Genomic DNA, 20,241 nt, shown 5'->3' on the forward strand with positions numbered 1-20,241 from the left:
CGATTCCCACGGCGCTTCCCGGGTGAATCGTCCGCAGGACGGGGATTCCTTACTGCGTGGCCGTTTGGCCGGTAACTCCTGCGCCTAGAGCTCCGAGGCAGGCACACCCACGCCGAGGATGATGGGTTCCTCGGGCGCCTTGCCCGGTTCCGCCGGTGCCTGCTGGGGCTTCACGGGTTCGGGAGCCTTGGCCGCGTGCGAATGGCCTGCGCCTGCCGCCTGGACGTTTTCGTGATGCTGGACGGCGGTCTCGTTGGCGGCACCCTGGGCACGGCTGGCGGCACGGTGGCGCCGCGGCCTGCGCTGCCGCGACTGCTCCAGCGTGTGGTCGGAGTAGTCCTTTCCGGCTGCAGCTTCCGTTGCGGCGGCGCGGGCTTCCGCTCCCCCGCCGTCGTGCTGCCGTTCCGGCGCCGCAGCCTCCGGCACCTTCACGGCCTCGGCGGTCTTGGCAGGCGCGTTCTCCACAGGGGAAGCCGGCTGCCCAAGGTGGGCGAACGCTTCCGCGAGCCGGTCCAGGGTGAGGGCGGGCAGGGGATGCTGTTCCTCAGCATGCTCCACGAACGGAAGCGGGACTTCCTCGCCTCCGAACGTCAGGACAGCCGCAGGACGTGCCGGGGCATCGGCGTCGTGCTTCTCCTCGACGGGCGCCGGCGCAGGCTCCACGGAAGGCACCTGCCGGGCTGCCGCCACCTCATCGTCATGCAGGTGGGCAGCGTGGGCCGCAGCGGCAATGTTCGCCAGGGCAAGCCTGGTGGCCTCCGCCTTGGCGTGCCGCTCGGCGTCCGACGGGTCCGGCTGGACCGTGTGCACGTGGACGGCAGGTGCCGGGGCCGCTTCGGGCTGCTGCCCGCCGCGTCCGCGCCGCCGCTTGCGTTCAGTACGCACGCCGGGCTGGGTATTGTCGTTCCGCTGCCCTTCCGGACGGGCTTCCGCGTGGGCTTCGGGCCGGTTGTCGGTGCGCTGGACGTGGTGCTCGGCGGCAACGATGTTGGCGCGGCGGTGCTCCACGGGATCGTCGTGGGTCACAACGCCACGGCCGGCGCAGGCCTCGCACTGTTCGCCGAAGACTTCCAGCAGTCCGGTGCCCATGCGCTTGCGGGTCATCTGGACCAGGCCAAGCGAGGTGACCTCGGCCACCTGGTGCTTGGTCCGGTCACGGCCCAGGCACTCCACCAGTCGGCGCAGGACCAGGTCGCGGTTGGATTCGAGCACCATGTCGATGAAGTCGATCACGATGATGCCGCCGATGTCGCGCAGCCTCAGCTGGCGCACCACTTCCTCGGCTGCCTCAAGGTTGTTCTTGGTGACGGTCTCCTCAAGGTTGCCGCCGCTGCCGGTGAACTTGCCCGTGTTGACGTCCACCACGGTCATCGCCTCGGTACGGTCGATCACCAGGGAGCCGCCGGAGGGCAGGAAGACCTTCCGTTCAAGCGCCTTGTGGATCTGCTCGTCGATGCGCCAGGCGGCGAAGATGTCCTGGTCCTTGGTCCACTTCTCAAGGCGGCCCACAAGGTCCGGCGCCACATAGGTGACGTAGGCCTCGATGGTGTCCCAGGCTTCCTCACCGGAAACGATGAGCTTGGAGAAGTCCTCGTTGAAGACGTCGCGGACCACCTTGATGGTCAGATCGGGTTCGCCGTAGAGCAGCTCGGGAGCCAGGATCTTGGTGGACGTGGACTGGCTTTCGATGCCCTCCCACTGGGCGCGAAGCCGGTTGATGTCGTGCGTCAGCTCTTCCTCGGAAGCGCCCTCGGCCGCGGTACGGACAATCACACCGGCGTGCTCCGGCAGGCGGTCCTTGAGGATGCGCTTGAGCCGGTTGCGTTCGACGTCGGGCAGCTTGCGGGAGATGCCGGTCATGGAACCGCCGGGTACGTACACCAGGTAGCGGCCGGGCAGGGAGATCTGGCTGGTGAGGCGGGCACCCTTGTGGCCCACCGGGTCCTTGGTCACCTGGACCAGGACGGTGTCACCGGACTTCAGCGCGTTTTCGATGCGCCGCTGCTTGCCCTCCAGGTTGACGGCCTCCCAGTTGACCTCGCCCGCGTACAGGACGGCGTTGCGGCCGCGCCCGATGTCCACGAATGCGGCTTCCATGGACGGCAGCACGTTCTGGACCTTGCCCAGGTACACGTTGCCGATCAGCGAGTCCTGCTGCGTCTTGGACACGAAGTGTTCGGCCAGGACACCGTCTTCGAGGACGGCGATCTGGATTCTGTCGTCGCGCTGGCGGACGATCATCTGCCGGTCCACGGACTCCCGGCGCGCCAGGAACTCGGCCTCGGTAATGACCGTGCGGCGGCGGCCGGTGTCACGGGATTCGCGGCGGCGCTGCTTCTTGGCCTCCAGGCGGGTGGAGCCCTTAACGCTGGTCACGCGGTTGCTCACGGGTGCTTCACTGACGGCGCGCGGCGCACGGACCCTGGTCACCGTGTTGGGCGGGTCGTCATCCCCGCCGCCCGTGAGTTCAAGGTCCTGGTCCCCGCGGCGGCGGCGGCGCCGGCGGCGGGAGGTTACACCGTCCTCCAGCTGGCCGGCGGTATCCTCGTCAGCCTCGTCCTCGGCGTCAGCCTCAGCGCTGCCGTCCTCGTTGTCCTCTTCCGTCCTGTCGCCGATGCGGCTGCGGCCCCTGCGGCCACGGCTGCGGCGCCGGCGGCGGCTGGAGGAATCGTCGGTGTCTTCGGTCTCTTCCTCTTCAGGCTCCTCCGCGACGGGCGCGGCGGGCCGGACCACGGTGCTGAGGTCCGGTGCCTGGAAGAGCACGGACGTCGGCGACGCCGGTTCCAGGAAGAGGGAGCCAAACGGGCTGGCGGCGGCGCCGCCGTCCTTCGTTCCGGCGGCGTCAGGCGCCTGCTCCTGCCGGGCGGCCTCCGGTGCGGCGGCAGCTGCGGGCGCGGCGGCGGGTTCCTGGGCGGCGGGCTCCTGCGCCTGCTCCACGTTCTGCGCGGCGGCCTGGTCCGCGGCTTCGGGCACCACGGCTTCGGGCCCGGCCGGTTCCGGCGCCACTTCGGCGGCGGCTGCGGAGGCCGCTTCCGGGGCGGAAACCGGCGACGCAGCCTTGCGGGTAGCTACCCGACGGCGGCGGACCGGCTTGGTTTCGGCGTCTGCCGTTGTGTCCGGGGCAGGAACGGCAGCGGCGCTTTCATCAGCTGCACCCGACGCGGTGGCGGGGGTGCCACTGGGGGCAGCGGCGGCCGGTTCCGCTTCGGCGGCGAAAGCGGGCAACGGTTCTGCTGCGTCCGCCTTCTTCCGGGACAGGGTGCGCCGGGCGGGAGCCTTGGCCGCTGTGGTGGCCTCTTCAGTGCCGGCTTCTTCAGCGGCGGGTGCTTCGGCAACTTCCGGTGCCGTGCTCACGGCATCCGTGGGGGCGTCCCCGGCCCTGGAAGCCGCCTTGCGGCGGGTCCGCGGAGCCCTCTTGGGGGCAGCAGCGCCGGCAGCCACTGCTTCGTCGTTAACGGCCAGCTCTTGATCATTGTCCATATGTGGCAACACTCCTGCCCCTGACGTACCGCCACATCCGGCACCCATTGGGGCACATATTGTCAACACCCGCAGGCATTGACAGAAGTCAAGTGGATACTCCCAGGTTCGCACCGTCATTGGGGTGCGGCAGCCCGTGGGAGCCGGTGGATGTTCTGAAAACCCGTTGTTCTGCGTGCCACAACCAGGTGCCGCCCAATGGAGTCGCGGGTGTGCCGGAAGAATCCAAAGCCTGCCCTGCTCATCATTGGCGGTCTTGGGAACAAACCACCGGACCGGAGTCCGAATGTGGATCGGCTTCCAGCCACGTTCATTCTCTCATACCCGCGCTGGATCGCCGCGGAAGCGGGCGTTGCTGTTCCCGTTGCTGTGTGGTGGGTCCAGCCACCGGCGTTACAATCAGGCACAGGAGCACCGGACGAAAAGGACGCAACACCCATGCCCAGCATCTCCCCCGTCAGCGCCCATGAAGAGGAACGCGCCGCCGATCCGCAGACCAGCGCCGCCGGCAGCATCCCGCGCATGGCCCGGAACCGGCCCTTCGGCTGGCTGCTGGTCATCACCGGAATCGTCGGCTGGCTTGCCTCCGGGACCCTGGTCCTGGAAAAACTCGAAGTGCTCAAGGACCCCAACCACACCACCGTGTGCGACGTGAATCCCTGGATCTCCTGCGGCCAGGTCATGCAGACCTGGCAAAGTTCGCTGTTCGGCTTCCCCAACATGTTCATCGGGATCGTGGCCTTCGCCATCACCATCACGGTGGGCATGGCCCTGCTGTCCGGGGCGACCTTCGCCCGCTGGTACTGGCTGGGACTGCAGGTGGGCGTCACGCTCGGCTTCGCGTTCGTCGTTTGGCTGTGGTCCCAGGCTCTGTACGCCATCCACATCCTGTGCCCGTTCTGCATGATCGTCTGGGCGGCCATGATCCCGCTTTTCGTGTGGACAACCATCCGGAACATCACGGCCGGTGTCATTCCCATGCCTGCAGGTGCAGCCCGGGTCCTGGGTGATTCCGGCTGGATCATCACCGCGCTGCTGTACGTGGCCGTCATCGCCACCATCTTCTTCGCGTTCATCCAGGTCTTCGCAGGAACGTCGGGGTTCTAGACCCCTAATCCCCGAGCTCCCCTGCGCCGCATACGTATAACAGATAAGGCCAATGTTCACGAAGAACATTGGCCTTATCTGTTATCTCCCCTGGCTTACTGGAACCAGATCTTGATCTCGCGGTCCGCGGAATCCGTGGAGTCGGAGCCGTGCACCAGGTTCTGCTGTACCTTCAGGCCCCAGTCCCGGCCAAAGTCACCGCGGATGGTGCCCGGGGCCGCCGTCGTGGGATCCGTGGTGCCCGCCAGGGAGCGGAAGCCTTCGATGACGCGGTGGCCTTCGAAGATGGCCGCCACCACGGGGCCGCTGAGCATGAATTCCACCAGGGGCTCGTAGAACGGCTTGCCCACGTGCTCCTCGTAGTGCTGCTCCAGCAGCTCACGGGTGGCGTCGACCTTCTTCAGCTCAACAAGGCTGTAGCCCTTGGCTTCAATCCGGGCCAGGATGGCGCCGGTCAGGTTACGGGCGACGCCGTCGGGCTTGATCAGGACGAGGGTGCGCTCAGTAGTCACAACTGCTCCAATGCGTTGGTGGGGTTTCGGGATAAGTCTACGGGGACGGGCTTACGGGGATTGGGGCTGGGCGGGACCGGTGGCCTGGTCCGGGTGGGCGGCTTCCCATTCCGCCTGTTCGCGTGCGCGCTGCGCGGCTTCCCGGTCCAGCCGGATGCCGGTCCGGATCCCGTACCACCAGGCCACGGCGAAGAGTGCACCCACCAGGAACATGGCCGGCTCGAAAATGCCGGTGAGGATCAGGACGAGCTGCAGGATCCAGCCCAGGCCGATGCCCCAGGGTTTGTTGAGGACTGCACAGGCGAAGATCATGACCACGCTGAGGGCGATGCCCACGCCGAGGATCAGGGCCGGCGGGAACTCCCCACGGCGCAGGCCGAACACCACCAGGGTGGCGAAGAACATGACGAACGCTTCCAGGAGCAGCACCGTGGAAGCAAACATCACCTTGGTGGAACGGCGCTTCTTGGGCATGCCGGGACGCCATTCCCGCTGGGCTTTTGTCAGTCTGGCCATGCTCACGCCTCCGTTTTTCCGAGCAGGATCCGGGCCTCTGCCACCAAGGTGATCGATCCGGTGACCAGGACGGCCCCGGACAGGTCCTCGTTGGCTTCGGCCCGCTCCACGGCCCATTCCAGGGCGTCATCCAGTTTCTCGGCGACGTGGACGTTGTCCTCGCCGAAGCCCAGGTCGATGGCAAGCTCTGCCAGTTCCGCTGCCGGTACGGCGCGCGGTGAGTTGGACTGGGTGAAGCAGTACTCCACGGCCACGTCCCCCAGGGATTCCCTTAGCTCCCGCAGGATTTCTTCTGCGTCCTTTTCCTTGAGCACGCCCACCACGGGCACCAGGCGCGTGAACGTGAACGCTTCCTGCAGGGCTGCAGCAGAGGCCTTGATGCCGTCGGGATTGTGCGCGGCATCCACAATGATGGTGGGTGCCGTGCGTACCACTTCGAGGCGGCCCGGTGACGTCACAGCGGCGAAGCCTTCCTGCAGGACCTCGAAGTCGAGCTCCTTTTCGCCGCCAAAGAACGCTTCCAGTGCGGCCACCGCCACGGCGGCGTTCTGCGCCTGGTGGGCGCCGTGCAGCGGTACCAGGAGGTCAGGGTAGCGGCCGGCGATGCCCTGGATGGTGACCATCTGGCCGCCAACGGCCACAGTCCGGGACTCCACGCCGAACTCCACGCCTTCGAAGCGGAAGGGCACGCCCACTTCCTTGGCCTTTTCCAGCAGCACCTGGGCCGCATCAAGGGGCTGCGCTGCGCTGATGAGGTAGCCGCCGGGCTTGATGATGCCGGCCTTTTCGTAGGCGATGTCCTCGGTGGTGTCGCCCAGCAGGTCGGTGTGGTCCAGCGAAATCGGCGTCACCACCGACACCTGGCCGTCACCGACGTTGGTGGCGTCGGTGATGCCGCCAAGGCCCACCTCGATGATGGCCACGTTGACGGGCTGGTCGGCGAAGATGGCGAAGCCCAGGATGGTGAGGCACTCGAAGTAGGTCAGCCGCGGCTGACCTTCGGCTTCCAGCTCGGAGTCCACGATCTGCAGGTAGGGCCGGATTTCGTCCCAGATCCTGACGAACGTCTCATCGGAGACGGGGTGGCCGTCGATGCTGATCCGTTCGGTGACCTTGGACAGGTGCGGGCTGGTGTAGCGTCCCGTGCTCAGGCCATGGGCGCGGAGCACGGATTCGATCATCCGGGAGGTGGAGGTCTTCCCGTTGGTTCCGGTCACATGGATGATCGGGAAGGCCTTGTTGGGTTCGCCGAGCACGTCCATGGCGCGGAACAGCGGCGCCAGGCGCGGCTCCATCTTGTTTTCCGGCGCCCGGCCCAGCAGTTCGGCGTAGACGCTTTCCACGGAAAATTCGTCGGTCATGTCCTAGGCCTCCATTCTTTCGACCGCGACGGCCGGTTCTGGCACATCGCCCGGCTCAGCGGCCAGCTCCACCGTCAGGGTCTCGCCCTTGACCAGTTCAGCGTTGGCCAGCAGGGCGTCCACCACGTTCTGCGGGGCCGTGACGGTGGTCCGGATCCGGTCGCTGACGTTGAGCCCGGCGTCCTTGCGGGCCTGCTGGATGGCGCGGACCATGTCGCGTGCCAGGCCTTCGGCCTCCAGCTCGGGCGTGACTTCCGTGTTCAGGACCACGAACCCGCCTCCGGGCAGCACGGCGACAGCGGCGGAGCCGCCCTCGGACTCTGCCACCACGGTCTCCAGCGTGTATTCCTGGGGCTCCAGCCGCAGGCCCCCGGAGGTAACCACGCCGTCGTCGTCCACTGACCAGTCACCGGACTTCGAACCCTTGATGGCAACCTGGACATTCTTGCCCAGGCGCGGGCCGGCAGCACGGGCGTTCACCACCAGCTTCTGCTGGATGCCGAATTCCTCGGGGGAAGCGGTGGCCGCGTCCAGCAGGCGGACGGACCGGAGGTTGAGTTCATCGGCGACGACGGCGGCAAAGCCTTCCAGCGCATCCGCCCCGGGTGCCACAACGGTGAGTTCCTGCAAGGGCAGGCGGACACGCAGGTTGGCTGCCTTGCGGAGCGAGGACCCGGTGGAGCAGATCTGCTGGACCCGGTCCATTGCCTCCACCAGGGCCGGGTTGGCCGGGAAGAGGTCAGCGTCCGGCCAGTCAGCCAGGTGCACGGAGCGGCCGCCGGTCAGGCCGCGCCAGATCTCCTCGGAAACCAGGGGCAGCAGCGACGCAGCAGCACGGGTGACGGTCTCCAGCGCGGTGAACAGGGCGTCGAAGGCGTCCTGGTCCTCGTCGAAGAACCGCTGCCGGCTGCGGCGCACGTACCAGTTGGTGAGCATGTCCAGGTAGCTGCGCAGGGAGTCGCACGCACCGGAGATGTCATAGGTGTCCAGCTGCACGGTCATGTTCCGAACCAGGTCGCCGGTGTTGGCCAGCAGGTACTGGTCCAGGGTGTCCGCATAGCCGTCGTAGCGCAGCTTCGCATCGTATCCCCCGCCACTGTTTGCCGCGTTGGTGTAGAGCGTGAAGAAGCTGTACACGTTCCACAGCGGCAGGATGACCTGGCGGACGCCGTCGCGGATGCCCTGCTCGGTGACGATCAGGTTGCCGCCGCGCAGGATCGGGCTGGACATCAGGAACCAGCGCATGGCGTCGGAGCCGTCGCGGTCCAGGACCTCGGACACGTCCGGGTAGTTGCGCAGGCTCTTGGACATCTTCTGGCCGTCGGAGCCCAGCACGATGCCGTGGCTGATGACGTTGCGGAACGCCGGCCGGTCGAACAGCGCCGTGGACAGGATGTGCAGCATGTAGAACCAGCCGCGGGTCTGCCCGATGTATTCGACGATGAAGTCAGCCGGGTTGTGGGTGTTGAACCAGGCCTCGTTCTCGAACGGGTAATGCACCTGGCCATACGGCATGGATCCGGAGTCGAACCAGACGTCCAGGACGTCCTCCACGCGGCGCATCACGGACTGGCCTTCTTCGGGCGTGCGGGGGTCGTCCGGGTTGGGCCGGGTCAGCTCGTCGATGAACGGGCGGTGCAGGTCCACCTCGCCGGCCTTGTTCAGCGGCAGCCGGCCGAAGTCCGCCTCGATCTCGGCCAGGGAGCCGTAGACGTCGGTGCGGGGGTACTCGGGGTCCGTTGACTGCCACACCGGGATGGGGCTGCCCCAGAAGCGGTTGCGGCTGATGGACCAGTCGCGGGCGTTTTCCAGCCACTTGCCGAACTGGCCGTCCTTGACGTTGCCGGGGATCCAGTTGATCTCCTGGTTCAGTTCGGACATCCGGTCCTTGAACTTGGTGACCTCCACGTACCAGGAGGACACCGCACGGTAAATCAGCGGGTTGCGGCAGCGCCAGCAGTGCGGGTAGCTGTGCTCGTAGCTGGCCTGGCGGACCAGGCGGCCCTGGGCACGGAGCACCTGGGTGATGGGCTTGTTGGCCTCGAAGACCTGCAGCCCCACGATGTCGTGGAGGTCGCCGTGCTTGAACAGTGGCAGGAACTTTGCACCCTCATCCACGGAGAGCACCACGGGGATGCCTGCCTCCTCGCAGACTTTCTGGTCGTCTTCACCGTAGGCGGGCGCCTGGTGCACAATGCCGGTGCCGTCCGTGGTGGTGACGTAGTCGGCCACCACGAAGCGCCAGGCGTTCTCCATGCCGTACTTCTCGTTGTCCGCGAAGTCGTCCCAGAGGCGCTGGTATTCCAGTCCCTCCAGCTCGGCGCCGGTGTGGGTGGAGACCACTGCGGCTTCCGCGTCCTCGAAGCTGTCGTAGCCAAGGTCCTTGGCATAGCTGCCCAGCAGGTCCGCTGCGAGCATGAAGCTCCCGGTGACCGGGGCGTCTGCGGAGGCCGCCTTGATGCCGTTGGGGCCGGCCGGCAGCACGGCGTAGGTGATGGAAGGCCCGACGGCGAGCGCGGCGTTGGTGGGCAGCGTCCAGGGGGTGGTGGTCCAGGCGAGGGCCTGCACGCCGGCAAGCTCCCTGGAAACCTCCGACTCCCCCGCGAGGATGGGGAACGTGACGGTGACGGTCTGGTCCTGGCGGTTCTTGTAGACGTCGTCGTCCATGCGCAGCTCATGGTTGGACAGCGGCGTTTCGTCCTTCCAGCAGTACGGGAGGACGCGGTAGCCGTTGTAGGTCAGGCCCTTGTCGTGCAGCTGCTTGAACGCCCAGAGGACCGATTCCATGTACTCGACGTTGAGGGTCTTGTAGTCGTTGTCGAAGTCCACCCAGCGCGCCTGCCGGGTGACATAGCTGCGCCATTCGTCGGCGTACTTCATCACGGAGGCGCGGCAGGCGTCATTGAACTTGTCGATGCCCATGGCTTCGATCTGGGTCTTGTCCGTCATGCCCAGCTGCTTCATGGCTTCAAGTTCGGCGGGGAGGCCGTGGGTGTCCCAGCCAAAGCGGCGCTCCACGCGCTTGCCGCGCTGGGTCTGGTAGCGGCCCACCAGGTCCTTGGCGTAGCCGGTGAGGAGGTGGCCGTAGTGCGGCAGGCCGTTGGCGAAGGGCGGGCCGTCGTAGAACACGAATTCGTTGCTGCCGGGCTCGCCGCCGGGGACGTCGGCGCTGCGCTGGTCGATGCTGGCCTGGAAGGTGCCGTCCTGGTCCCAGTACTTCAGGATGCGCTCTTCGATCTCCGGGAACTTCACGGAGGCGGAAACGCCGGCACTGCCGTTGGACGAGGTGCTGGAGGCTGAGGCCTTGGGGTAAAACGTCATGTTCGACATCCTGGGTTGAGCGTGGTGAACCCCGGCGGGGCCGGAGGTTCCGTTCAGGATGCGAGGACGGCTGCCGCGCCGTCCCGAAAAGACTGCACGCCCACCGCGGTACCACCTCACTTACCGGCGCCGCGTGTCTTCCGTGAGGAACACCTGCCGCCCCGGCCTCTCATTACTGCTGTGACGGGCTTACCCGTCCGGTTCTACTGGCACAGCCACCCTGCAGGGGCACACTGCGCGTTCTTCCGGAAGCTCACCGGTGATTGCCGGGTCATAGCCATAAAGAGTCTACTATCGCCGCAGCGTCCTGTGCCATTCAGCGCATCCCTGCCATTCAGCGCAACCCTGCCATTCACAGCGTCCCGTGCCACTCAGAGCATCCAGGGGCCGTTGGGGCTGACGCCACCACCGCGCATTCCCTAGACTCGGCTCATGACAGCTTCCGGGCGCCCTGCCGGGCGGAGGCGCGCGGCCGCCGCATGCCGGTGGCTGTTCATTCCCCTTGCGCTGCCCGTCGCAGCGGTGTCCGTAGTGCGCGCCGTCCCCGTCGAGTGGCCCGTCCTGGGGGTCCAGCTGGTGGCCTTCACGCCCTGGCTCACCGTGCCTGCCGCGGCAGCGCTGGTCCTGGCCTTCCTTGGGCGCAGCCGGTGGCAGCGGGTCCTGGCGGGGTCCCTGCTGGCGTGCCAGGCGTTCTGGCTCTTCCCCGTGGACGTCCGCGGGCCTGCAGCCGAGGCCGCCGGAAGGCCGGTTTCCCTCGTGGCGATGAGCATCAACGCGGAGCTGGGGGATGCGGACGCTGCCGGCATCGTGGACCTGGTCCGTGAACAGCACGTGGATTTGCTGGCGGTGGAGGAGTACACGCCCCAGCTGTCACGGCGGCTCACCGCGGCGGGCCTGGACGGGCTGCTCCCGCACCGGGTTGCCCATCCCAGGGACGGCGCCGGCGGTACCGCCATCTATTCCTCGCTAAGCCTGAAGGACGGCGGGGTGCTTCCGGCCACCCAATTCACCATGCCGGTGGCCAGCTTGGACCTGGCGGACGGCAGTGGGGCCGCCCTTCGGGTGGTGGCTGTGCACACCCTGGCGCCGGTGGGTTACGCCGTTGGCCAGTGGCGCCGGGACCTGGCTACGGTGGCCAGGGCGGACAGCGGGTCCGGTCCCCTGCTGCTGGCCGGGGACTTCAACGCGACCTACGACCACCGGGAATTCCGGGCGCTGCTGGCGGGCCAGGGAGGCGGCCGGACTTTGGTGGACGTGGCCGCCTCCCTGGGCAGCAGGCTGGTGCCCACCTGGCCGATGCGTGGGTACCGCCTGCCCGGGATCACGCTGGACCATCTGGTGACCAGCCGCGACATTACCGCCTCCGGCTATTCAGTCCACCGGATCGAGGGAACCGACCATGCCGCAGTGGTGGCCACCCTGCGCATCCCCGTGCCCTAGGTGTACTGAGTCAGGACGTTGGTTACATCGTGAATAGGTGAGGACCTCTTAGGTTGGTGGTTACCACACACAGCCAACGACTAAGAGGTCCTCATGTCCCACCGTAATGCCCGCCTGACCCGGAATGGTAGGCGCATCCTCGTCGAGCGCGTCCTCGCCGGCCGTCCCGTCGCTCACGTGGCGAAGGAAATGGGCGTCTCGCGGACTTGCGCGCACCGCTGGCTCAGCCGGTACCGTACCCACGGCTGGGACGGCCTCGAGGACCGCAGCTCCCGACCAAGATCCTGCCCCCACGCCACCTCGGCGGAAGTCGTTGCCGGTGTTCTGATCCAGCGCGTGGAGTACCCCGAAGGGCCACTGGACCTGGCATTGCGCTGCGGCACGAGCGCCCGGACGGTCTCCCGGATTTTGGCCAGGGCGGGCATGCCCAGGTTGTGGGATCTGGACCCGGTGACCGGGCAACGGATCCGCGCTTCCCAAGCTACCGACCGCCGCTACGAACGCGACGCCCCAGGGGACATGATCCATATCGATGTCAAGAAACTTGGCCGGATCCCTGACGGCGGCGGTTGGCGGGCCGACCCTTCCCAGAGCGCGGCAAACCACCGCAAGTCGCATCAAAGGATGGGCTTTGACTACGTCCACGTCGCCGTGGACGACTACACCCGCTTCGCCTACGCCGAGGTTCTGCCCGACGAGAAAGGCCCGACCTGCGCCGGGTTCCTCACCCGGGCCGCCGCCGCCATGGCAGCGAACGGCGGCGCGCCCGTCAAACGCGTCATGACCGACAACGCCTTCGCCTACCGGCTCTCCCGCGACTTCCAGGACGCACTCGCTGCCCTGGGCGCTAAACACATCCTGATCAAACCCCGCCACCCCTGGCAGAACGGCAAAGCAGAACGCTTCAACCGCACGCTCCAGGAAGGCTGGGCCTACCGCCAGCCATTCACCTCAAACCAGGCCCGGACAGACGCCCTGCAGCCCTGGCTAAACTTCTACAACAACCACCGGCCCCACGGGAGCCTTGGAGGCAAGCCACCCATCAGCAGGTGCAACCAACCTACTGGCTGAGTACACCTAGGCCTTACGGATGAGTTTGTGCGTAGCCGCCTGGGCCACCGGCCGGATGACGATCTGGTCGAGGTTGACGTGGTGTGGGGCGCTGACGGCGTAGCGGACGACGTCTGCCACATCCTCCGCGGTGAGCGGCTTCTCCACGCCCTGGTAGACCTTTTCTGCGGATTGCGCATCCCCGAGCCGGTTGAGGGCGAACTCCTCGGTCTGCACCAGCCCGGGCGCCACCTCGATGACCCGGACGTTGTGCTCAGCCTCTTCGAGCCGGAGGGCGTTGGTCATGGCGTGCTGCCCGAACTTGGCAGCGTTGTAGCCGCCCCCGCCTTCGTAGGCGTCCAGCCCCGCTGTGGAGGTGAGGTTCAGGACGGTTCCCGCGCCGGTGGCCCGCAGCATCGGAAGGAACGCGCGGGTGAGCTTGAGGGTTCCCAGGACGTTGACGCGATACATCCATTCCCAGTCGGCGGTGTTGGCATCGCCTACCTTGTCAGCACCCCGGGCACCACCGGCGATGTTGATCAGCGTGTCGATGCCGCCCGCTTCGGTGACCTGGGCGAGGAGCCGGGACACGTCGTCGTCCTCTGCAATGTCTGCGGGAATCGCGACGGCGCCTGTCCGGCCTTCCAGCGCCGCGAGCCTGTCAGCCCGGCGTGCCACGGCAAAGACCGTCCACCCGTCGGCGCGCAGCGCACGCACTGTTGCCTCTCCGATTCCGCTGCTCGCGCCGGTCACCAATGCTGCCTTTTTCTGCAAGTCCTCAGTCATGGCACCACCCTAGCGGGATCAGCCGGCGGACTGTCCCCGGAGGTAATCAAGCAGGACGTGCGCATTGTTCGCCCCGGTGTTCCGGGCAGCGTAGAGGAGGGTGATCCGGGGGTGTGCGCGCGCCAGTTCCAGCACGCGGAAGCCGTCGTCGTCCGCCGGTGGGTCGTAGATGCGCTTCACGCCGAAGGTTGCCCGGAACTCTCCCATGGCCCGCATGCTACCCGTGTCCGCGTCCGTGCGGGCGGCACGGGTTGGGTGGGACGCAAGCGGGCATGAAAGAATTGGCAAATGGCTGAAGACACGCAGGGTACAGACACGCCCACCACCGCCCCCATCAATGTTCCGGACAAGCCGGCCCTCGAAGGCCTCGAAGCCGCGCTCACCCAGCGCTGGCTGGCCGAGGGAACCTACAAGTTCAACCCCGACACCACCCGGGAGCAGGTCTACTCGATCGACACTCCCCCGCCCACCGCGTCGGGATCCCTGCACGTGGGGCACATGTTCTCCTTCACCCAGACGGACGTCCAGGCCCGATACATGCGCATGACCGGCAGGAACGTCTTCTACCCCATGGGCTGGGATGACAACGGCCTGCCCACCGAACGCCGCGTCCAGAACTACTACGGTGTCCGCTGCGATCCTGCCATCCCCTACAACGCCGACTACCGGCCGCCCGCCCAGCCGGCCAAGAACCAGCGCGATTTCGACGTCGTGTCCCGGCAGAACTTCATCGAACTGTGCGAGGAACTGGCCGTTGAGGACGAGAAGGTCTTCGAAAACCTGTTCCAGACCCTGGGCCTGTCCGTCGACTGGGACCTGACCTACCGCACCATCGATGACACGTCCCGCGCCGTGTCCCAGCGCGCCTTCCTGGCAAACCTGGCCGCCGGTGACGCCTATATGGCCGAAGCTCCCACGCTGTGGGACGTCACGTTCCGTACCGCCGTGGCCCAGGCCGAGCTTGAGGACCGCGAGGTCCCGGGCGCCTACTACCGCTACCCCTTCTTCACCGAAGACGGCGGGAAGATCTTCATCGAGACCACCCGTCCGGAGCTCCTTGCAGCATGTGCCGCGCTGGTGGCGAATCCCGACGACGAGCGGTACCAGCCGCTGTTCGGCAAGACCGTGAAGTCCCCGCTGTTCGACGTTGAACTCGAGGTCAAGGCCCACCCGCTGGCAAAGGCGGACAAGGGTTCCGGCATCGCCATGGTCTGCACGTTCGGTGACCTGACCGACGTCACGTGGTGGCGCGAACTGCAGCTGCCCACCCGCGCCATCATGGGCCGCGACGGCCGCATCATTGCCGAAACCCCCGAGTGGATCACCAGCGAGGCCGGCAAGGAGGCGTACGCCGCCATCGCCGGGAAGACCGCTTTCTCCGCCAAGGAAGCCGTGGTGGAGCTGCTCAAGGAAGCCGGCCTGCTCGATGGTGAACCCAAGAAGATCACGCACCCGGTGAACTTCTTCGAAAAGGGCGACAAGCCCCTGGAAGTGGTGACGTCCCGCCAGTGGTACATCCGGAACGGCGGCCGCGACGAGGACCGCCGCGAACGCCTCATTGGCCGCGGCAAGGACATCGACTTCCACCCGTCCTTCATGCGCTCCCGCTATGAAAACTGGATCGCCGGCCTGAACGGTGACTGGCTGGTCTCCCGCCAGCGGTTCTTCGGCGTGCCCATTCCCGTCTGGTACCCGCTCGACGCGCAGGGAAACCCGGACTACGACCACCCCGTCCTGCCCTCGGACGAGCAGCTCCCCGTCGACCCCGCCGCGGACGCCGCCCCGGGCTTCAGCGAGGCACAGCGCGACCAGCCCAACGGCTTCACCGGCGACGCCGACGTCCTGGACACCTGGGCCACGTCCTCCCTGACCCCGCAGATCGTGGGTGGCTGGAGCCGGGACGAGGACCTGTTCGCCAAGGTGTACCCGTTCGACCTGCGCCCCCAGGGCCACGACATCATCCGCACGTGGCTGTTCTCCTCGGTGGTCCGCGCGGACGCCCTCCAGGACTGTGCCCCCTGGAAGCACGCGGCCATCTCCGGCTGGATCCTGGACCCGGACCGCAAGAAGATGTCCAAGTCCAAGGGCAACGTGGTGGTGCCCACGGACGTGCTGAACGAGTACGGTTCGGACGCCGTCCGCTACTGGGCTGCCTCTGCACGCCTGGGCGCCGACACCGCCTACGAGATCGCGCAGATGAAGATCGGCCGCCGCCTGGCCATCAAGCTCCTGAATGCCTCCAAGTTCGTCCTGAACCTGGGTGCCACGGAGAACTCGGTACTGTCGGGCGATCTTTCCGTCCTGGCGAACCCCCTGGACCGGGCGCTGCTGGCCCAGCTGGCCGAGGTGGTGGCGCAGTCCACCAAGGCATTCGACAACTACGACTACGCCCGGGCCCTGCAGCTCACGGAGTCGTTCTTCTGGCAGTTCACCGACGACTACGTGGAACTGATCAAGGACCGGGCCTACGGTGCCGCAGGCGAAGCGGAGCAGGCTTCCGTGCTGGCCGCGCTGGCCACCACGCTGGACACCCTGCTGCGGCTCTTCGCGCCGTTCCTGCCCTTCGCCACCGAGGAAGTATGGAGCTGGTGGCGTACCGGGTCGGTGCACCGGGCCCAGTGGCCTGCCGCCCTGGAGATCCCCGGCGGGGACACCACCATGCTTGCGACCGTGGGCGTGGCACTCAGCGGTGTCCGCAAGGCCAAGTCCGAGGCCAAGGTCAAGCAGCGCACCGAAGTGCTGTCGGCCACCATCACTGCCCCGGAGGCGCTGACCGCACAGCTGCAGGCCGGTCTGGGTGATTTGAAGGCTGCGTCCAACGCCCGGGAGATCACCCTGGCCGTGGGCGACGGTGACCTCACGGTCACTGACGTCGCCCTGGCTCCGAGCGACGAGCCCGCCAAGGCCTGACACCGGACCGGATCCGTCTCAGCCCCGGTTTCCGGGCAAAGGGGAAGCCCCATCAGCGTTTTGCCGTTGGTGGGGCTTCGACTTTTTCGGCCATCCGGTGACGTGCTCTGATGGTCTGGCAGGATCCGCTGAACTTCAGGTCTTACTACCCCGTCACTGGTAGCTTGCATTCAACTTTGCCGATGGCTGCGTCGACTTACATATCACTGAATCTTTGGTTCCTGCGTCCACTTCTTTCGAAGTGGTAGGAACCATTGTTCTCCTGCGCCGGACCACGTGCAAGGGCCCCGGGATAACTACATTCAGGTAGTTATCCCGGGGCCCTTGCAGCGCGTCAGTGTCCGGCGTTTCAGTCGAATTCCGGGCTTTCGGTGCGGCTGCGCTTCAGCTCGAAGAAGTGCGGATACGCGGCGATAACCGTGGTGGCATCCCAAATCCTGCCGGCTTCCTCACCACGGGGAATGCGGGTCAGGACCGGCCCGAAGAAGGCTGTTCCATTGAAAGCCACCACCGGGGTTCCAACGTCCTGTCCCACCAGCGAAATGCCTTCCTCATGGCTGGCCCGGAGCTGCTGGTCGTAGGCGTCCGTGGCAGCGGCGTCGGCCAGGGAGGCGGGGAGGCCGCACTCGGCAAGGGCTTTGGTGATGACCACGGCCCGGTCTTTTTCGCCCTGGTTGTGGATCAGCGTTCCCATGGCGTCGTACAGCGGTTTGATGACCTGCGGCCCATGCTCTTCCCGGGCGGCAATGATCACGCGGACCATGCCCCACGCGTTGTCCATGGATTCCCGGTAGCCGGGCTCCAGGTCACGTCCCTCATTCAGGACAGCCAGGCTCATGACGTGCCATTCCGTCTCGATGTCCCGGACGGCTTCCACTTCCCCGATCCAGCGGGAGGTGACCCAGGCGAACGGGCAGAGGGGGTCGAACCAGAAGTCGGCTTTGTTCTTGGAAGGTGAAGTCACGGAGTCCTCTCGGTCAGGCAGACTTACGGCGCTTGGCCACGTGCGGAATCATGGTGGGCTCGGCTCCCCGCAGGACCACGTCCTCGGTGATCACCACGCTGGCCACGTCCTCGCGGCTGGGAAGATCGAACATCACGGGAAGCAGGACCTCCTCCAGGATGGCGCGGAGGCCACGGGCACCGGTGCCCCGCTCCAATGCCTGGTCGGCAATGGCTTCCAGGGCGGTGTCGTCGAACACCAGCTCGACGCCGTCAATCTGGAACATCTTCTGGTACTGCTTCACCAGGGCGTTCTTGGGGGTGGAAAGGATTTGGATCAGGGCATCCCGGTCCAGGTTGGAGACGGTGGTGATCACGGGGAGCCGGCCAATGAATTCAGGGATCAGGCCGAACTTCAGCAGGTCCTCCGGCATGACCTCACCGTAGGAGTCCACCTTCTTGCTTGCCTCGTTGAGCGGAGCGCCAAAACCGATGCCCTTGCGGCCGGAGCGGGAACCGATGATCTCTTCCAGGCCGGCGAAGGCACCGGCGACGATGAACAGCACGTTGGTGGTGTCGATCTGGATGAATTCCTGGTGCGGGTGCTTCCGTCCGCCCTGCGGCGGTACCGAAGCCACGGTCCCTTCGAGGATCTTCAGGAGGGCCTGCTGCACGCCCTCGCCGGACACGTCGCGGGTGATGGAGGGGTTCTCGCTCTTGCGGGAGATCTTGTCGATCTCGTCGATGTAGATGATGCCCTGTTCGGCCTTCTTGACGTCATAGTCAGCGGCCTGGATGAGCTTGAGGAGGATGTTCTCCACGTCCTCACCCACGTATCCGGCCTCGGTCAGGGCGGTGGCGTCCGCCACGGCGAACGGCACGTTCAGCCGCCGGGCGAGGGTCTGGGCCAGGTAGGTCTTGCCGCAGCCGGTGGGTCCGATGAGGAGGATATTCGACTTGGCGATCTCGACGTCGTCGTGATGGCCGCCGTCCCCCAGGTTTCCGGACTTCGGCGCATGGCCCGCCTGGATGCGCTTGTAGTGGTTGTAGACCGCGACGGCGAGGGACCGCTTGGCGGGCTCCTGGCCGATGACGTATTCCTGCAGGAAGTCGAAGATTTCACGCGGCTTGGGCAGTTCGAAGCTGCCGAGATCAGCGACCTCCGCGAGCTCCTCCTCGATGATCTCGTTGCACAACTCGATGCATTCATCGCAGATGTAGACACCGGGGCCGGCAATGAGCTTGCGCACCTGCTTCTGGCTCTTTCCGCAGAAAGAGCACTTCAGCAGATCCGTGCTCTCGCCAATCCGAGCCATATATGAACCCCTTAGTATCCTGCTGCCAGGCAGCCCTGCACCATTGCTGAAATCTTTCCCGGCCGGCACGGCACGGTTTGTGACAACATCCACTCTAGGTCACATTCGGCCCCAAGGGTGGAATGAAAAGGCCGGTGCGGCCAAATGAACTGGACCGCACCGGCTTTCGGTACTGCTACCTCGTGATCGCCTGGGGCTTGATCTTGCGTGAATCAAGAACCTGGTCGATGAGGCCGTATGCCTGGGCCTCGTCGGCGGTGAGGATCTTGTCGCGCTCGATGTCGTTGTTAACCTGCTCCGACGTGCGGCCGGAGTGCTGGGCCAGGGTGTCCTCCAGCCAGGAGCGCATGCGCATGACCTCTGCGGCCTGGATCTCCAGGTCGGAGGCCTGGCCGCCCTGGCCGCCGGACAGTGCCGGCTGGTGGATCAGGACGCGGGCGTTGGGCAGTGCCAGCCGCTTGCCGGGTGTACCCGCCGCCAGCAGGACGGCAGCCGCACTGGCGGCCTGGCCCAGGCAGACAGTCTGGATCTCGGGGCGGATGTACTGCATGGTGTCGTAGATCGCCGTCATGGCGGTGAAGGAGCCGCCGGGCGAGTTGATGTAGAGCGTAATGTCGCGGTCCGGATCCGTGGACTCCAGGACCAGCAGCTGGGCCATGATGTCATCAGCGGAAGCGTCGTCCACCTGCACGCCGAGGAAGATGATGCGGTCCTCGAAGAGCTTGGTGTAGGGGTCCTGGCGCTTGAAGCCGTAGGGGGTGCGTTCCTCGAACTGCGGCAGGACGTAGCGGCTGGACGGAAGATTGCCGGCTGACCACCCGAAGTTGTAGTTCATTGTGTTTGCTCCTGATCGAAAGGGGTTCTGGATGCCGGTTAGTTCTGGGAGGCTGACTCGCCGGAGGAACCGTTGGACGTTCCGCCGCCGCCTGAGACGGAGCCGGCGTGCGCGGCGATCTTGTCGAAGAAACCGTATTCGAGTGCTTCGGTGGCTGTGAACCACTTGTCGCGGTCGTTGTCCTTGAGGATGGTTTCAACGGTCTGGCCGGTCTGCTCGGCGGTGAGTTCCGCCATGACCTTCTTCATGTGCAGGATGAGTTCGGCCTGGATCTTGATATCGGAAGCGGTGCCGCCGATTCCGCCGGACGGCTGGTGCATCAGCACGCGGGCGTTGGGCGTGGCGTACCGCTTGCCCTTGGTGCCGGAGGACAGCAGGAACTGTCCCATGGACGCGGCAAGGCCGGTGGCGACGGTCACGACGTCGTTGGGGATGAACTGCATGGTGTCGTAGATGGCCATGCCTGCCGTGACGGAGCCGCCGGGCGAGTTGATGTAGAGGTAGATGTCCTTTTCCGGGTTCTCGGCCGAGAGCAGGAGCAGCTGCGAGCAGATCGCGTTGGCGTTGTCGTCACGCACCTCCGAGCCCAGCCAGATGATCCGCTCCTTGAGAAGGCGGTTGTAAATGTAGTTGTCCTGGGCTGCAGGATCGACGGTCGCCATCCG

15 protein-coding genes are annotated in these 20,241 nt (G+C 66.2%); 4 read left to right on the top strand and 11 right to left on the bottom strand.

Translation table 11 applies throughout. The features are described 5' to 3' along the window. Positions 1–84: 84 nt before the first annotated feature. Entirely contained in the window at positions 85–3,480 is a 3,396-nt protein-coding gene (locus PUN51_RS06125; protein ID WP_275180248.1) for an Rne/Rng family ribonuclease, read from the bottom strand. Positions 3,481–3,918: 438 nt separating this feature from the next. On the opposite strand from PUN51_RS06125, the gene PUN51_RS06130 reads away from it, so the two are divergent. Continuing rightward, a complete protein-coding gene (locus tag PUN51_RS06130) occupies positions 3,919–4,587 on the top strand; it encodes a vitamin K epoxide reductase family protein (RefSeq protein WP_159631803.1) in 669 nt (222 codons plus the stop codon). Between the two features lie 95 nt (positions 4,588–4,682). Here PUN51_RS06130 and ndk read toward each other — a convergent pair whose 3' ends face one another. Genes ndk through ileS form a run of 4 tightly spaced genes read right to left on the bottom strand, consistent with a single transcriptional unit; the run spans position 4,683 to position 10,297 of the window. Beyond that, complete coding sequence (gene ndk, locus PUN51_RS06135; protein ID WP_159631802.1) at positions 4,683–5,099, bottom strand: nucleoside-diphosphate kinase; 417 nt, start codon at positions 5,097–5,099, stop codon at positions 4,683–4,685. Positions 5,100–5,150: 51 nt separating this feature from the next. Next, on the bottom strand, positions 5,151–5,615 hold the full coding sequence (locus tag PUN51_RS06140; protein WP_275180249.1) for a DUF4233 domain-containing protein: 465 nt from the start codon (positions 5,613–5,615) through the stop codon (positions 5,151–5,153). A 2-nt stretch (positions 5,616–5,617) separates the two neighbouring features. Beyond that, on the bottom strand, positions 5,618–6,976 hold the full coding sequence (locus PUN51_RS06145) for a bifunctional folylpolyglutamate synthase/dihydrofolate synthase (protein WP_224026304.1): 1,359 nt from the start codon (positions 6,974–6,976) through the stop codon (positions 5,618–5,620). Positions 6,977–6,979: 3 nt separating this feature from the next. Next, positions 6,980–10,297, bottom strand: coding sequence for an isoleucine--tRNA ligase (gene ileS, locus PUN51_RS06150; RefSeq protein WP_275180250.1), 3,318 nt, complete (start codon positions 10,295–10,297; stop codon positions 6,980–6,982). A gap of 432 nt (positions 10,298–10,729) precedes the next feature. Here ileS and PUN51_RS06155 point away from each other — a divergent pair, with 432 nt between their 5' ends. Beyond that, on the top strand, positions 10,730–11,737 hold the full coding sequence (locus tag PUN51_RS06155; RefSeq protein WP_275180251.1) for an endonuclease/exonuclease/phosphatase family protein: 1,008 nt from the start codon (positions 10,730–10,732) through the stop codon (positions 11,735–11,737). A 93-nt stretch (positions 11,738–11,830) separates the two neighbouring features. After that, complete coding sequence (locus PUN51_RS06160; protein ID WP_275180252.1) at positions 11,831–12,808, top strand: IS481 family transposase; 978 nt, start codon at positions 11,831–11,833, stop codon at positions 12,806–12,808. A 6-nt stretch (positions 12,809–12,814) separates the two neighbouring features. Here PUN51_RS06160 and PUN51_RS06165 read toward each other — a convergent pair whose 3' ends face one another. Both PUN51_RS06165 and PUN51_RS06170 read right to left on the bottom strand, forming a co-directional pair. Continuing rightward, positions 12,815–13,573 (bottom strand): SDR family oxidoreductase, encoded by a 759-nt coding sequence (locus PUN51_RS06165; protein WP_224026307.1) that lies wholly within the window; start codon positions 13,571–13,573, stop codon positions 12,815–12,817. A gap of 18 nt (positions 13,574–13,591) precedes the next feature. Further along, entirely contained in the window at positions 13,592–13,780 is a 189-nt protein-coding gene (locus tag PUN51_RS06170) for a hypothetical protein (RefSeq protein ID WP_275180253.1), read from the bottom strand. Between the two features lie 81 nt (positions 13,781–13,861). On the opposite strand from PUN51_RS06170, the gene valS reads away from it, so the two are divergent. Beyond that, positions 13,862–16,483 carry a valine--tRNA ligase gene (valS, locus tag PUN51_RS06175; RefSeq protein ID WP_275180254.1) on the top strand — a complete coding sequence of 874 codons (2,622 nt, stop codon included), beginning with the start codon at positions 13,862–13,864 and terminating at the stop codon, positions 16,481–16,483. A gap of 349 nt (positions 16,484–16,832) precedes the next feature. Here valS and PUN51_RS06180 read toward each other — a convergent pair whose 3' ends face one another. The 4 genes from PUN51_RS06180 to PUN51_RS06195 form a co-directional block, all read right to left on the bottom strand. Beyond that, positions 16,833–17,447: a mycothiol-dependent nitroreductase Rv2466c family protein gene (locus tag PUN51_RS06180; protein WP_159631796.1), complete on the bottom strand. Its 615-nt coding sequence runs from the start codon at positions 17,445–17,447 to the stop codon at positions 16,833–16,835. Between the two features lie 13 nt (positions 17,448–17,460). Continuing rightward, positions 17,461–18,741, bottom strand: a complete 1,281-nt coding sequence (gene clpX, locus PUN51_RS06185; RefSeq protein WP_224026309.1) for an ATP-dependent Clp protease ATP-binding subunit ClpX — start codon at positions 18,739–18,741, stop codon at positions 17,461–17,463. Between the two features lie 175 nt (positions 18,742–18,916). Beyond that, positions 18,917–19,576, bottom strand: a complete 660-nt coding sequence (locus PUN51_RS06190) for an ATP-dependent Clp protease proteolytic subunit (protein WP_138606612.1) — start codon at positions 19,574–19,576, stop codon at positions 18,917–18,919. Between the two features lie 38 nt (positions 19,577–19,614). Beyond that, positions 19,615–20,238, bottom strand: a complete 624-nt coding sequence (locus tag PUN51_RS06195; protein WP_018761581.1) for an ATP-dependent Clp protease proteolytic subunit — start codon at positions 20,236–20,238, stop codon at positions 19,615–19,617. Positions 20,239–20,241: the final 3 nt, after the last annotated feature.

Source organism: Arthrobacter sp. NQ4 (assembly GCF_029077345.1).
Classification (GTDB): Bacteria; Actinomycetota; Actinomycetes; order Actinomycetales; family Micrococcaceae; genus Arthrobacter.

Coding starts and splice junctions, on each gene's coding strand:
- PUN51_RS06125 (WP_275180248.1), bottom strand. CDS start 3,480: ATGGACAATGATCAAGAGCTGGCCGTTAACGACGAAGCAGTGGCTGCC.
- PUN51_RS06130 (WP_159631803.1), top strand. CDS start 3,919: ATGCCCAGCATCTCCCCCGTCAGCGCCCATGAAGAGGAACGCGCCGCC.
- PUN51_RS06140 (WP_275180249.1), bottom strand. CDS start 5,615: ATGGCCAGACTGACAAAAGCCCAGCGGGAATGGCGTCCCGGCATGCCC.
- PUN51_RS06145 (WP_224026304.1), bottom strand. CDS start 6,976: ATGACCGACGAATTTTCCGTGGAAAGCGTCTACGCCGAACTGCTGGGC.
- ileS (WP_275180250.1), bottom strand. CDS start 10,297: ATGACGTTTTACCCCAAGGCCTCAGCCTCCAGCACCTCGTCCAACGGC.
- PUN51_RS06155 (WP_275180251.1), top strand. CDS start 10,730: ATGACAGCTTCCGGGCGCCCTGCCGGGCGGAGGCGCGCGGCCGCCGCA.
- PUN51_RS06160 (WP_275180252.1), top strand. CDS start 11,831: ATGTCCCACCGTAATGCCCGCCTGACCCGGAATGGTAGGCGCATCCTC.
- PUN51_RS06165 (WP_224026307.1), bottom strand. CDS start 13,573: ATGACTGAGGACTTGCAGAAAAAGGCAGCATTGGTGACCGGCGCGAGC.
- PUN51_RS06170 (WP_275180253.1), bottom strand. CDS start 13,780: ATGGGAGAGTTCCGGGCAACCTTCGGCGTGAAGCGCATCTACGACCCA.
- valS (WP_275180254.1), top strand. CDS start 13,862: ATGGCTGAAGACACGCAGGGTACAGACACGCCCACCACCGCCCCCATC.
- clpX (WP_224026309.1), bottom strand. CDS start 18,741: ATGGCTCGGATTGGCGAGAGCACGGATCTGCTGAAGTGCTCTTTCTGC.
- PUN51_RS06190 (WP_138606612.1), bottom strand. CDS start 19,576: ATGAACTACAACTTCGGGTGGTCAGCCGGCAATCTTCCGTCCAGCCGC.
- PUN51_RS06195 (WP_018761581.1), bottom strand. CDS start 20,238: ATGGCGACCGTCGATCCTGCAGCCCAGGACAACTACATTTACAACCGC.